Origin of the sequence: Parvibaculum sedimenti (assembly GCF_009184905.1) — a bacterium.
GTDB lineage: Bacteria > Pseudomonadota > Alphaproteobacteria > Parvibaculales > Parvibaculaceae > Parvibaculum > Parvibaculum sedimenti.
The window spans coordinates 270034-283786 of sequence record NZ_WESC01000002.1 but is presented as its reverse complement, the minus strand read 5'-3'; the positions used below and the strand labels follow the sequence as shown (position 1 = coordinate 283786).

General features: G+C 61.4%; 11 protein-coding genes. 10 read left to right on the top strand and 1 reads right to left on the bottom strand.

All coding sequences use genetic code 11. The annotated features are described in order from the left end of the window. The first annotated feature begins 159 nt into the window (after positions 1–159). Both F2P47_RS03190 and F2P47_RS03185 read left to right on the top strand, forming a co-directional pair. Positions 160–1065 carry a phosphotransferase gene (locus F2P47_RS03190; protein ID WP_422562129.1) on the top strand — a complete coding sequence of 302 codons (906 nt, stop codon included), beginning with the start codon at positions 160–162 and terminating at the stop codon, positions 1063–1065. Between the two features lie 9 nt (positions 1066–1074). Beyond that, positions 1075–3519, top strand: coding sequence for a GcvT family protein (locus F2P47_RS03185; protein ID WP_152214704.1), 2445 nt, complete (start codon positions 1075–1077; stop codon positions 3517–3519). 1 nt (position 3520) lies between these two features. Here the strand turns inward: F2P47_RS03185 and F2P47_RS03180 are convergent, their stop codons facing one another. Then, positions 3521–3985, bottom strand: a complete 465-nt coding sequence (locus tag F2P47_RS03180; protein ID WP_152214703.1) for a HugZ family pyridoxamine 5'-phosphate oxidase — start codon at positions 3983–3985, stop codon at positions 3521–3523. Between the two features lie 122 nt (positions 3986–4107). Between F2P47_RS03180 and F2P47_RS18015 the strand changes: the two genes are divergently transcribed. From F2P47_RS18015 to F2P47_RS03140, 8 genes are all read left to right on the top strand, one after another. Further along, positions 4108–4233: an entericidin EcnA/B family protein gene (locus F2P47_RS18015; RefSeq protein WP_152214702.1), complete on the top strand. Its 126-nt coding sequence runs from the start codon at positions 4108–4110 to the stop codon at positions 4231–4233. A gap of 135 nt (positions 4234–4368) precedes the next feature. Further along, positions 4369–4935: a copper chaperone PCu(A)C gene (locus F2P47_RS03170; RefSeq protein ID WP_204886485.1), complete on the top strand. Its 567-nt coding sequence runs from the start codon at positions 4369–4371 to the stop codon at positions 4933–4935. 365 nt (positions 4936–5300) lie between these two features. Continuing rightward, entirely contained in the window at positions 5301–7418 is a 2118-nt protein-coding gene (locus tag F2P47_RS03165; protein WP_152214701.1) for a DUF1302 domain-containing protein, read from the top strand. Positions 7419–7742: 324 nt separating this feature from the next. Beyond that, positions 7743–9101 carry a DUF1329 domain-containing protein gene (locus F2P47_RS03160; RefSeq protein ID WP_152214700.1) on the top strand — a complete coding sequence of 453 codons (1359 nt, stop codon included), beginning with the start codon at positions 7743–7745 and terminating at the stop codon, positions 9099–9101. Between the two features lie 239 nt (positions 9102–9340). Further along, entirely contained in the window at positions 9341–10396 is a 1056-nt protein-coding gene (locus F2P47_RS03155) for a WD40/YVTN/BNR-like repeat-containing protein (RefSeq protein WP_152214699.1), read from the top strand. Positions 10397–10538: 142 nt separating this feature from the next. Beyond that, positions 10539–11348 (top strand): enoyl-CoA hydratase/isomerase family protein, encoded by an 810-nt coding sequence (locus tag F2P47_RS03150; protein ID WP_152214698.1) that lies wholly within the window; start codon positions 10539–10541, stop codon positions 11346–11348. Positions 11349–11350: 2 nt separating this feature from the next. Then, positions 11351–12538, top strand: coding sequence for an acyl-CoA dehydrogenase family protein (locus F2P47_RS03145; RefSeq protein WP_152214697.1), 1188 nt, complete (start codon positions 11351–11353; stop codon positions 12536–12538). 22 nt (positions 12539–12560) lie between these two features. Then, the gene (locus tag F2P47_RS03140; protein WP_152214696.1) at positions 12561–13748 is read left to right on the top strand and encodes an acyl-CoA dehydrogenase family protein; all 1188 of its coding nucleotides are present in this window, start codon (positions 12561–12563) and stop codon (positions 13746–13748) included. Positions 13749–13753: the final 5 nt, after the last annotated feature.

Genomic DNA, 13753 nt, shown 5'->3' with positions numbered 1-13753 from the left:
TCGCCTCGATCAAATAACGAGCCCGTTTAAGCTTCAGATAAGAAAAATGTTCAAATACCTAACGAATTGGAATGATCGGTCGTTCGGCGATGCACTTGTTGCCTTTGCCGTTCTGTCGCACTCTTGAATGATGTTGCGGTAGCGAAGGGGGTCTTGAGCGTGAACGGGGGCGTGAGCGTGGATCGGGTCGGGGAGGCAAAACGCCTGGTGCGGGGGCTCGATTGCTGGTCGGGGCCGGTCGAGCCTGAGCCGCTGACGGGCGGCATCACCAATCTCAACTTCCGCGTCACCGATGCCGGCCGGAACTTCGTCGTGCGCATCGGCGAGGATATCCCCGTCCATCAGGTGATGCGCTTCAACGAGGTCAATGCGGCGAAGGCGGCTTTCAAGGCTGGCATCTCGCCCGAGATCGTCTATGCGCGGCCGGGCGTCATCGTGGCGCGCTTCATCGAAGGTGGCGGGGCGCTGTCGGCGGATGGGGTCAGAGCGGCGGGGTTCATCGAGAGGTTCATGCCCGTTCTCAAGGCCTGCCACCGCGAGGTGCCGAAATATCTGCGCGGTCCCGTGCTCGCCTTCTGGGTCTTCCATGTCCTGCGCGACTATGCGGCGCGTCTTCGTGAGGAGGGGAGCCGGCATGAGCCGAAGCTCGACGGGCTCGTCGCCCGGGCCGAAGAGCTTGAAAAGGCGGTCGGAAAGATCGACCTCGTCTTCGGTCATAATGATCTTCTGCCCGGCAATATCATCGACGATGGCAGCCGGCTCTGGCTCATCGACTGGGAATATTCCGGGTTCAACAGCCCGCTTTTCGATCTGGCCAATCTTGCCTCGAACAGTGAATTCGGCGAGGTGGAGGAACGGCGCATGCTGTCACTCTATTTCGACGGTGCTGTGGATGCCGATCTGTGGCGACGCTACTCGGCCATGAAGGCTGCTTCGCTGCTGCGCGAAACAATGTGGAGCATGGTTTCCGAACTCCACTCGAAGATTGCCTTCGACTATGCTGCCTACACGCTCGACTATCTCGCGCGTTTCGACCGTGCCTATCAGACCTTCCGCCAGCTCTAGAGTGCATCCATGACAGCTATCCCTACACAGGCTCGCGCCGTCGTCATCGGCGGCGGTATCGTCGGTTGCTCCACCGCCTATCATCTGGCGAAGCTCGGCTGGAAAGACGTCGTTCTGCTCGAACGGGCAAAGCTCACCAGCGGAAGTACGTTTCACGCCGCAGGCCTTGTCGGCCAGCTCCGAAGCTCGGCCAACATCACGCAGCTTCTCGGTCACTCGGTTGCGCTTTATGCGGCGCTCGAAGCGGAGACGGGGCTTGCGACCGGCTGGCGCATGACGGGCGGTTTGCGGCTCGCCTGTTCAGAAGCCCGCATGATCGAGCTCAAGCGCCAGGTGACGACCGCGCGGAGTTTCGGCCTCGAAATGCATGTGCTGTCTCCGAAAGAGGCGCAGGATCTCTGGCCTGTGATGGATCTGAAGGGCGTCCTCGGCGCGGTCTTCCTGCCGTCGGACGGGCAGGCAAATCCTTCCGACATCACGCAGGCGCTGGCGCGCGGCGCGCGCATGAACGGCGCGAAGATCATCGAGGATTGCCCGGTCACTTCCATTGAGCGCGACGCAAAGGGCATCACCGGCGTCGTCACGCCCTTCGGCCGCATCGCTTGTGAGAATGTCGTGATCTGCGGCGGACAGTGGACGCGCGCGGTTGCAGCCGAGCTCGGCGTCAACGTGCCGCTCGTCTCCGTCGAGCATCAATATCTCATCACCGAACCTATTGATGGCGTGACGCGCGATCTGCCCACCATGCGCGATCCGGACAATCTCATCTACTTCCGCGAGGAAGTTGGCGGCCTCACCATGGGCGGCTACGAGCCCAACCCGAAGCCATGGGCGATCGACGGTATTCCCGAAGGCTTCCATTTCTCGCTTCTCAACAATGATGTCGAGCATTTCGAGCAGATCATGGAACGCGCGATCATGCGCGTGCCTGCGCTCGAAAAAGTCGGCATCAAGGACTTCATCAACGGCCCGGAGAGCTTCACGCCGGACGGGAATTTCATTCTGGGCGAAGCGCCGGAATGTCCGCGTTGTTTCGTCGGCGCAGGCTTCAATGCTTTCGGCATCGCGTCCGCAGGCGGCGCGGGCAAGGCGCTGGCCGAATGGGTGGTTGCCGGCGAGCAGCCTTACGACCTCTGGCCTGTCGATATCCGCCGCTTCGGACGCCCGCATCGCGATGTGGACTGGGTGCGGGCGCGGACGCTCGAACTCTATGGAAAGCATTATTCGATTGCATGGCCGGGCGAGGAACATGCGAGCGGACGTCCGCTGCGCCGCTCGCCGCTCTACGACAGGCTGCAGGAGAATGGTGCGGTCTTCGGCGAGAAGCTCGGTTGGGAACGGCCGAACTGGTTTGCGCGCGACGATGACGAGCGCGTGGAACGCTACAGCTTCGCGCGGCCAAACTGGTTCGAGGCGGTCGGACTTGAGCACAAGGCGACGCGCGAACATGCGGCGCTTTTCGACCAGAGCTCTTTCGCGAAGTTCATGCTGGTGGGCAAGGGCGCGAGCGCTGCGCTCGACTGGATCTGTTCCAACCATGTCACCAAGGCGCCGGGCACGCTGACCTATACGCAGATGCTGAATGCGAAGGGTGGCATCGAATGCGATCTCACCGTCGTGCGGCTTGCCGAGGACCGGTTTTATATCGTGACCGGCACCGGCTTTGCGACGCATGATTTCGACTGGATCGCGCGAAACATCCCGGAAGGTTGCGAGGCGGAACTCGTCGACGTGACGTCCGGTTATGCGACGCTGTCATTGATGGGGCCGCGTGCGCGCGACGTGCTCTCGCGGAACACGCGGGACGACATTTCGAATGAGGCCTTTCCCTTCGGCCATGTGCGGGGGGTCGTCATCGCCGGCGCGCCGTCGCTGGCCTTGCGTGTGACCTATGAGGGCGAGCTGGGGTGGGAGCTTCACATTCCCACCGAATTCGCGCTGACGGTTTACGAGGCGCTGAAGCGCGAGGGCGAGGCTTTCGGACTTGTCGATGCGGGCTACCGCGCGATCGAGTCTCTGCGTCTTGAAAAGTTCTATCGCGCCTGGGGCTCCGATATCGGTCCCGACCATACGCCGCTCGAAGCGGGGCTTGGCTGGGCCGTGAAGCTCAAGAAGGATATTCCCTTCCTCGGGCGCGAGGCGCTTGTCGCTCAGAGCGCGTCGCCGCTTTCCAAGATGCTCGCCTGCTTCACGGTCGACGAGCCGGATGTGACGCTGTGGGGCCGCGAGACGATCCTGCGCAATGGCGAACGCGTCGGCTGGCTTTCGAGCGGCGGTTATGGCTATACGGTGGCGAAGAATATCGGCATCGGTTATGTGCGCCGTGCCGAAGGCCTTAGCCGCGACTGGCTTCTCGAAGGGCGTTACGAGCTTGAGGTCGCGACCGCGCGGGTGCCTTGCGAGATCCACCTTGAGCCGCTCTACGACCCGAAATCGGCGCGGGTGCGGATGTAGCTCAGCGAAAAAGAGCGCGAAGCTCCCCACCGTCTATATCGACGATCCGGCCAAATCCCGCGACGAGATGTCCGCGTTCGATCGTCATGGCGTAAAAGGCAAAATCCGAAAAATTCGCATAATCCGCCGCTTCGGGGTGGGCGCTCAGGTATTGCTCCCGGGCCTCGGCCGATTCCATGCGGGCAATGCTGCCGATCAGGGTCAGCCGGGAGGCGGTCAACGGATCGTCACCTTCTGCCGCTTCGCTTCCCTTCAGCAAGAGGGAGATCCGAGGGTCGGCGGCGATGTTGCGTGTGTGAAGCGCAAGGGTTGAAAGCAGGAACAGCGGCTCACCCGCTTGGGTTGCAGCGATGCTGACAAGCGTTACGCAGGGCTGTCCGCCGGGCAGAAGGGTGCCGAGGGCGCCGGTTTTTGCCTCCCGGATGTGGCGGGCGGCAGTTGAAACGGCTGAGTGGTCGGCGGTCATTTGAAGCTCCGGGGATAATGTGCGGGCCGTTGGTGGGGCCCCTCGCCGCGACGCCCCCTTTTTCCCGGGCTGCCGCGAATGATAGTATGATGACGCTTCCTTAACTGGAGTAAGCCTTTCAAATGAACAGAAAAATCGCCGCTATCCTGATGTTGCTCACGGCCCTTGCCGTTACCGCCTGCAGCACCGTCGAAGGCGCCGGTCAGGATATTTCCGACACGTCGCGCTGGGTCAAAAATCGGCTTTGATCGCACCGGCGGCCTGAGTGCCGCGGTAATATATTGCAGTTGCGAAGGTGAGCGCGGCTGCGAAGTTGTGCCTCGGTCGCATGAGGCGCCTGAGTGGTTTAGGATCGTCGCTCCAATCACCGAAGGCAGACCAACATGCAGACTCCCGTACCGTCATCAATGCCTTTCCGCCTTGGCCGGACAGGGCGCTCGCTCTCCGTTTTTCTCGCACTTGTTCTCCTGGGCGTCTTCGCGGCGCCGCCGGCCTTCGCGCATGCCTACAAGCTCGGCACGCTCGATATTCATCATCCCTGGGCGCGGCCCGCAGTCGGCAAGACGGGCGCGGTTTATTTCGTCGTGAAGAACAGCGGCACGACGGCTGATGCTCTGCTGCGCGTCGAGACAGATGTCGCCGACAAGGCGCAGATCCACACCATGACGATGGATGGAAATGTGATGCGTATGCGCGAACTCGACCGGCTGGAAATTCCCGCCGGCCAAAGCGTCGCCGTTGCACCCGGCGGCATTCACATCATGCTCATCGGCCTCAAGGCGCCTCTGAAGGCGGGTGACAAGTTCCCGATGAAGCTCGTCTTCGAGAAGGCGGGCGCCGTCGATGTGTCGGTCTATGTTCAGACGCCGGAGGAGATGCGGAAGGGCGAGGAGCAGCCATCAGGCAGTGGCGGCATGGAGGGAATGCCCGGCATGGAAGGCATGCACTAGCCCCATATTATTCCGGATACGGATATTTTACGCCCGGCCTCTTTCGAAGGGCCGGGCGTTCTTGTTTTTGCGCTGCGATAGAAGAAGTTGTTGCGGCGCAACAAGAAAATGAACGCACCTGAAATGTGTAGGTTCAAGTAACTTAGGTTTTTTATTCCTATACGTGTCAAAATTGCAATAGAGGGAGTCAATAGTATCCGCATAATGGGCGAGGGTGGCGATCTCCGCCTTGACTTGGGCGCACTTTGCAGGTGGGCTAGGCGTTGAGGGATGCTGACTGGCTGGGGGGCAGTCGACAACCGATTCAACCTCCCGATCCAGCTGCAAAGTTAGTGAAGCCATCGAGGATCGAGGAGGATCACTCAATGAAAACAAGGCACGTGAATACGTGGCTGATGGGGAGCTTGGCCGGCGCGGTCATGCTGCTGGGAGCGGGAACCGCCCAAGCTGTCGACTTCAAGTTCGGGGAGATTGACGCCAAACTCGACACGACCGTGTCCGTTGGTGTCGGCATCAGGACCTCAGGTATCGACTGTTCCAAGATCGCTCTGGACAACGGCGGTTGCACGACGACCGGTGCAAAGTCGGCGCGTACGTTGGGAGCTACGGGCTCAGGCTATAGCTTTGGCGTCAACAATGATGACGGCAATATCAACAATGGCCGGTGGCGGCCCTATAGCACCATCGCGAAGGTAACGTCCGAACTACAGCTCGACTGGCAGAATTACGGCGCCTTTATTCGCGGCAAAGCCTTTTACGATTATTGGGGTGCTCATCAGGTGGGTGAGCACAGCTCCGGTTACGGTACGCGTCCGCTGAATGACGCTGCCCGTGGCAATGGCATAACCGATAACAACAATGGCGCAGGCCACGGCATCAAGCTGCTCGATGCCTTCGTCTATGGTAATTTCACTGTTGGCGGGCAAGCGCTCAACGTTCGCCTTGGCAATCAGGTCGTCAACTGGGGCGAGAGCCTGATTTTGCAGGGTGGCATCAATTCGTTCCTGCCGATCGACGTTGCGGCGATCCGTACGCCCGGTTCGCAGCTCAAGGAAGCCTATCAGCCGGTTCCGATGATTTACGCCCAGCTTGGATTGCCGGGAAATTTCGGCATCGAAGCCTTTTATGAATTCGCCTGGACCCGGACGCGTCTCGATTCATGCGGAACATTCTTTTCCGGGAGTGATGCCTATTGCGAAGGCGGCGCATACGTCATGAACGCCTACGAGTATAATCATTCCGTTGCGGCGCTCGGCGGCATTCCGTCCCAGAGTTATCAGGGCGTGTTCGTCCCGCGCATAGCGTCGGAGTATGCCCGCAATTCCGGCCAGTGGGGTGTCAAGGGCAGCTATTACGCCGATTGGCTCAACGATGGCACCGATCTGGGTGTATACTACACTAACTTCCACGCCAATCTGCCGATCGGTACTTTCACGGCGGCAGGCGTACCGGGTATGAATGGGGCCGATTTTTGCGCCGGTGCCGCAGCCGGTGCGAGTTTAGACCCTGCTACTACTCCTGTCGCAGCATGCCTGGGCCCGTTGGCTGGCGCAGTGTTGATCGGTGGCGCCCATTATGGGAAAATTCGCACACTTGCTCAGTATCCTGAAGACATCCATATGTTTGGCGCGAGTTTCAACACGACCCTTGCCGATCTTCTGGGCGGTACGGCTCTTTCAGGTGAACTGACCTACTCGCCCAACATGCCCTTCCAGGTTGCCGACACAACGATTAACGCCAACAGCCTGGCTCTGTCTTTGAGCGAGCAGCTTGCCGCTTATATTGCGGCGAATCCGACCAATTCTATTGCGCAGGCGCAGGCCGCTCTTCATGGCGGTACGCCGACGACCGTTCTGACCAATGGCCGTCCCCTCGTCGGAGCCGGTCAAGTGAACCCGGGCTATGATCGCCATCGCGTCATGACGGGCCAGATTTACACGATTTCGACACTTGCCACGTCCAATCCGGTGACGGAATTTCTGGGCGCGGATCTGGTGCCGCTCATCGCCAATGTCGGCTTTCAATATCTGAATGGCACCCACAAGAACCTCGCCGTTCCGATGTCGGGCTCATATTCGAACAATGCCATTGTCGATTACATGCTTGGCTCGGGCGCCTGCCCTGGCGGTCCGGCGACAAATGCGCTCAACCTGTCTACCGCTTCATGTCCTGACGCCCAGTTCGCCAGCACTTTCTCGTGGGGTTACCGTCTGATCGCTACTGCTAACTACAACAATGCTTTCAACACGGCGTGGACGGTTTCTCCGTCCATTCAGTGGGCGCATGACGTCAGCGGTTATTCCGCAGGACCGACGGGTCCCGGTTTCATCGAAGGTCGCAAGGCAGTGACCCTTGGTGTTTCGGGTTCCTTGCAGAACACCTGGATCGTGTCCGCCAACTGGACATCCAGCTTTGGCAACAAGTTCCAGGACATGATGCACGATAAGGACTTCGCGCAGTTCAACGTTTCCTACGCGTTCTGACCGAACATCGGGACCGGCGGACTTTCCGCCGGTCCCGGCTTCTTCGCACTTCGGCTCACGCAAGCAGAGCGAAGTGGTCCAACAGGTGGGCGTACCGCACCTTTACGGAATACTCTGTTTACGGAGGAAGTCGATAAAGAGCTTGGCTATCTGTTGGCTCGGACTTTCGGTCGCGCAGGATGCTGGATGACGACAGAATCGCACGTGGATTTGTGTTTGTGCCGTTTTGCCGTTTTGATATGATCTCAAGAAAGTTGGCGGGAAACCCAGCCCCGATGGAAAACCATCGGGTGTCAGACAAGAAATCAAGTGGAGGGAAGTTATATGAAAAGGACGACCTTGTTGGTCTCCGCCCTGGTGTTCGGTGCGCTCGGCACGAGTGCGCTGGCCGCAGTGCCGGATGCCCAAGTCAACCGCCTGGGGAACGATCTCACCCCGATCGGTGCCGAAAAGGCGGGCGAAGGCGATATTCCGGCCTGGACCGGCGGTCTTTCGACGGTTCCGAGCAATGTCACCTACAAGCCCGGCGACCGTGTGCCCGATCCGTTTGCCAGCGATCCGATCAAATACACGATCACGCCGGCCAACGAGGCTCAGTACGCCAATGTGCTGACCGACGGCCACAAGGCCCTCATGAAGGCCTATCCGGATTACAAGCTGAACGTCTATCCGTCGCGTCGCAGCTGCGCCTATCCGGATCGTGTCTATGCCGCGACGAAGAACAACGCCAAGATCGGTGAGCTTACCGGTGGCGGTTCGGGCGTGGGCAAGGCGATCATGGGCTTCCCGTTCCCGATCCCGAACAATGCCTACGAGATCATGTGGAACCACACGCTGCGTTATCGTTCGTTCAAGCTGACGCGGCAGTTCGCGGCGGCGCCTGTGACGCGCGGCGGCGACTACACGCTCAACATCGTGCAGGACGAAGCCATTCTGCAGTGGTCGGATCCGTCGAAGAAGTCGGCTGAAGATCTGAACAACATCTCGCTCTACTACCTCGCCAACACGATCGCTCCGGCGCGCGAAGCAGGCAACGTCATCCTCGTGTACGAGGCCCTGAACGCGACGCTCAATGGCGGTCGCCAGGCTTGGCAGTACAGCCCCGGTACGCGTCGCGTTCGCCGCGCTCCGAACATCGCCTACGACAATCCCGGCACGAACACGGACGGTCTGTCGACGTCGGACGCCTTCGACGGCTACAACGGCGCTCTCGACCGCTATGACTGGACCGTCATCGACAAGAAGCCGATGATCATTCCGGTCAACGACTACAAGGCGGAATCGACCAAGTACAAGGACTACGTGAAGCCGCTCCACCTCAACCAGGATTCGATCCGCTACGAATTGCAGCGCACCTGGAACTTCGAGGCGAAGCTCCGTCCGAACACTCGCCACGTCTACGCCCGCCGCGTCTATCACAATCATGAAGACGCCTGGGAAGTCTCGGTGGCCGAGCTTTATGACGGCCGTGGCCAGCTCTGGCGCGTCCAGGAAGTCCAGGAGCTTCAGCGCTACCAGGTTCCGCTCTGCGGCACGGGTACGGAAGCCGTGTACGATCTGCAGTCGGGCCGTTACCTTGCCTTGGGCATGCAGAACGAAGAGCCGCCGGTTAACTACGCCGCCGACGAGCTCGATCCGAGCCGCTATACGCCGAACGCCATTCGTCAGCTTGGCGTGCGCTAAAAAAGCGCCTAATCTATATAGGCCGGACCTCGGGGAACCGAGGCCCGGCCTTCTTTCTGTCTGAACCCCTGCGCTGGCTGGCATGCCGCGCTTGCGGACTTCAGGCTCGCCGGCCTGTAAAGTAGCAACCAAACCGGTCATAAAGAGCCGGACATCAATAGAGCGCGCCGCGACCGCCAAACCGGACGGTACTGCGACGCCGACGCAGCGGAAACGCCCGAGTTAGGAGCCCTAGTCATATGAAATTCCATCAGTTTTTCCGGACCGTCCTCGAGCGTCCGGTCATGGCCGCTGCCCTCGCGCTGGTTCTCGCGGCGGCGCCGCTCGGCGCACAGAGCGCACATGCCGAAGACGCCTCGGCCGATGCCGTCGAATATGCGACGCCGTCGAAACTTGCGACCAAGGATCTCCTGCTCGCGGCCACCAAGGTCGGCAACCGCCTCGTTGCGGTTGGTGAGTTCGGCCATGTCGTCTATTCCGACGACATGGGCGCAACCTGGGTGCAGGCGGCCAAGGTGCCGACGCAGGTGACACTCACCAGCGTCTACTTCGTCAACGACAAGGTCGGCTTTGCCGGCGGTCACGACAGCACGGTGTTGCGCACCGACGATGGCGGCGTCAACTGGACGCTTGCCTATCACGACGTCAAGGCGCAGTCGCCGATCATGTCGGTCTATTTCGAGGACGCGAACCACGGCTTCGCCATGGGCGCCTTCGCCTTCGTGATCGAGACCACGGATGGCGGCAAGACCTGGAACCAGCGCAAGCTGGTCGAGGGCAGCGATCTCGACTCGCACCTCAACATGGTCTTCGGCGAAAAGAGCGGCACCGTCCTCGTCGCCGCCGAATTCGGCTCGGTCTTCCGTTCGACCGACAAGGGCAAGACCTTCCAGGAAATCAAGACGGGTTATGAAGGCTCGTTCTGGGGCGGCCTCGCGCTCTCTGATGGTTCCGCGCTGATCTTCGGCATGCGCGGCAATGTTTATCGCAGCACGGATGATGGCGTGACCTGGGCCAAGGTGAACAGCGGCACCGACAAGTCAGTCAGCGGCGGCGTCGAGCTTCCCAATGGCACGGTCGTGCTCGTCGGTCTGCAGGGCTATGTGGGCTACAGCAGCGACAAGGGCGCCAACTTCACCGAAGTCGTGCGCGCTGATCGCCTGGGCTACGCCGCGGTCACGCAGGGCCCGGCGGGCCAGATCGTGGTCTATGGCGAGCCCGGCGTGAAGGTTCAGCCCGATACGCCCGTCGAAGCGGAAAAGGCCGTCGGCTTCCACTTCACCTCGGGCAGCTAAGGCGCCAGCCACCAGCATCGCCCTGACATTGAAACCCCGGCCCTTGTGGCCGGGGTTTTTCTTTGTGCCGCGCCATAGCGTGCTTTCCATTGCTGGAGCTGCAGGTCAAAATCGATGCAATAAATAAAACGGGGAGGGAAGAATGTCGGGAACCGGCGCCGCAGATTTCGCGCGCTACACGCGTATCAAGGCAAGCCGCCAGGGACGCGTACTCACCCTCGCGCTGTCGAATCCGGCCTTGATGAATGCCGTCGACGGCGAAATGCATCGCGAGCTGTCGCAGGTCTTTCTCGACGCGGCCGACGATCCTCACTCCGACGTCATTGTGCTGACGGGGGAGGGCAAGGCCTTTTCCGCGGGCGGCGATCTCAACTGGATGAAGCGCTCCTTCGAAGTGGGTGAAATCGGCCCCGATGCAGCAGAAGCAAAGCGCATCGTCTTTTCACTTCTCGATCTCGAAAAGCCGATCATCGCCAAGGTGCGCGGGCCAGCCGTCGGCCTTGGCGCGACGCTCGCCCTGATGTGCGATGTGATCTTCGCCAGCGACAATGCCCGCTTCGCCGATCCTCATGTGCGGGCTGGGATCGTCGCGGGTGACGGCGGCGCGATCATCTGGCCGCAACTCGTCGGCTATGCGCGGGCCAAGGAATATCTGATGACGGGCGATCCCGTCCCGGCCGCAGAGGCGGAACGCATCGGCCTCATCAATCATGTCGTGCCCGATGCCGAACTCGACGCGAAGGTCGACGCATTCGCGGCGCGGCTCGCGGGCGGTGCGACCATGGCGATCAAATATTCCAAGGTTGCGGTCAATATCGGGCTGAAGCAGCTTGCCCACTCGATCCTCGACGCCTCCATCGCCTATGAGATGCAGACCTTCGCGACCGGGGATCATCGCGAGGCCGTGCATTCCTTTCTCGAAAAGCGCGCGCCTCAATTCAAGGGGCGCTGAGCATGGATGCCCTCACGGAAGATCAGCCGCTCAATTTTGACGAGCCGCAACATGTCCGCATGCTGCGCGACAGCATGCGCCGCTTCGTCGATGCGGAAATGCCGCGCGAGAAAGCGCGGGAATGGGATCGCGGCAATATCTTTCCACGCGAGGTAATGGCGAAGCTCGGTGCCACGGGGATGATGGGCCTCACCACCGAGGAGCGTTACGGCGGCGCCGGCATAGACATCTATGCGACCATGGCCGTGATCGAGGAGCTTGCGAAGCGATCCGTCGCGGTTGCCTGTCCCTACATCATGGCGGTCTGCTATGCGGGGATGAATCTCGGCGAGCGCGGCAGCGAGGCGCAGAAGCAGGCGCTTCTCCCGAAGGTCGCATCGGGCAATCTTCTTTTTGCCTATGGTCTCTCCGAGCCCAATGTCGGTGGGGATATCGCCTCCGTTGAAACGCATGCGCGACGCGAGGGCGACGAGATCGTCATCAACGGCTCCAAGCGCTGGTGCACCGGCGCCCATATCGCCGATTACATTTTCTGCCTGTTGCGCTCGGGCCCGAAGGAGGCGCGCTACAAGAATCTCTCCATCGTGCTCGTGCCGCCGACGCTGCCAGGCATCTCCGTCACGCCGCTCGGCCACCTCGGCATTCGCGGCGTCGAGACGAAAGACGTGTCCTTCGACGAGGTGCGCGTACCGGCGGCGAATATTCTCGGTGGCGAGGAAATGTGGAACCGCGGCTGGGAGCAGCTCGCGGGCCGGGCCCTCGAAGTCGAGAAGCTGGAGCTTTCCGCCTGCGCCCTCGGCCTTGCGGAAGCGGCCCTCGCCGATGCGTGGACTTACGCGGAGGAGCGCGTGCAGTTCGGCCGCGCCATCGCCGATCATCAGGCCATCCGCCACACGCTCGCGGATGCGCGCACCAGGGTTCGCGCCATGCGGCTGATGCTCTACAGCGCCGCATGGCTGGCGGATCAGGGGCGGTCTTGCTCGGTCGAAACCTCCATGGCAAAGCTCTTCTGCTGCGAGGCGGCCGCGGAAGTCACGCAGCTGTGCCAGCGCGTCACGGGGGCTTACGGGCTTTCCGACTCCATGGACATGGAACGTTATGTCCGCGACGCGGTGAGCCTGCCCATCGTCGGCGGCTCGTCCAACATGCAGAAGAACAACATCGCCAATCGCCTGAAGCTGGGTGCCTAATGGAGAGGATGAGGGGGAGAAGATGAGCATGCCATCCGCCACCATTCTGCCCGATCCGCTCGAAGCGGCGGAGACCTATGCCGCGGTGCTCGCGGGGCGCTCCATCGAAATCGAGCGCAACCGTTTCCTGCCGCAGGATCTCGCCGACCTCTCGGCGCGGCTCGGCCTCCACCGGCTCTGCATCCCCGCCGTCTATGGTGGGCATGAGGCGCATCCGCTGGTGTTGGTCGATGTGGTCGAGCGGCTCGCCCGTGTGGATGGTTCTGCGGCCTGGTGCGTCTTTATCGGCGCGACCTCGGGGATGACCTCAGGCTTTCTCGCCGCCGATGAAGCGCGGGCGATCTTCGGCGATCCCATGACGATCGTCGCGGGCGTCTTCGCGCCGCGCGGACAGGCCGTCCGGGCGGTGGAGGGCGGCGTTCCCGGCTACCGCGTCAGCGGGCGTTGGCAATGGGGCTCAGGCTCGCGCAATGCCCGCTGGATCATGGGCGGAGCGCTCACTCCTGGCGATGACGGCAAGCCCGAGATGACGCCGGAAGGCATTCCCCAGAACCGCATGATGATCTTCCCGGCCGACCAGGTGACCATGCTCGACACATGGGATGTGTCTGGCCTTGCTGGCACAGGCAGCACGGATTTCGAGGTGAAGGACGTGTTCGTGCCCGCGTCCCGTGCGGTCAGCCTCATCAGCGACAAGCCGCTGCCTTTGCCACTCTATTGCTTTCCCACATTCGGCCTTCTCGGCATCGGCATTGCGGGCGTCGCGCTCGGCCTTGCGCGGGGCGCGATCGGCGAGCTCGTGGCGCTGGCGGGCGGCAAGACTCCGCAAGGTTCGTCGAAGCCTCTTGCGACGCGGGCCAAGGCGCAGATCGACGTCTCGGAGGCCGAGGCACTGGTTCGCTCGGCCCGCGCCTTTCTCGATGTGGCGGTCAATGCCGCATGGGATGCCGCATCACGCGATGGTGCAATCACGATTGGGCATCGCCGCGACATCAGGCTCGCAACGACGCATGCGGTGCGTTCCGCTGCGCGCGCCGTCGATCTCATGTATACGCTGGCGGGCGGCAGCTCGGTCTATCGAAGCTCAGCGCTGCAAAGGCATTTCCGCGATGTTCATGTCGCCACGCAGCACATGATGGTAAGCGAGGCGACCTATGAGCTGACGGGCCGTCTCTTTCTCGGCATGCCGACCAATACGGCGATGCTCTAGGCGAG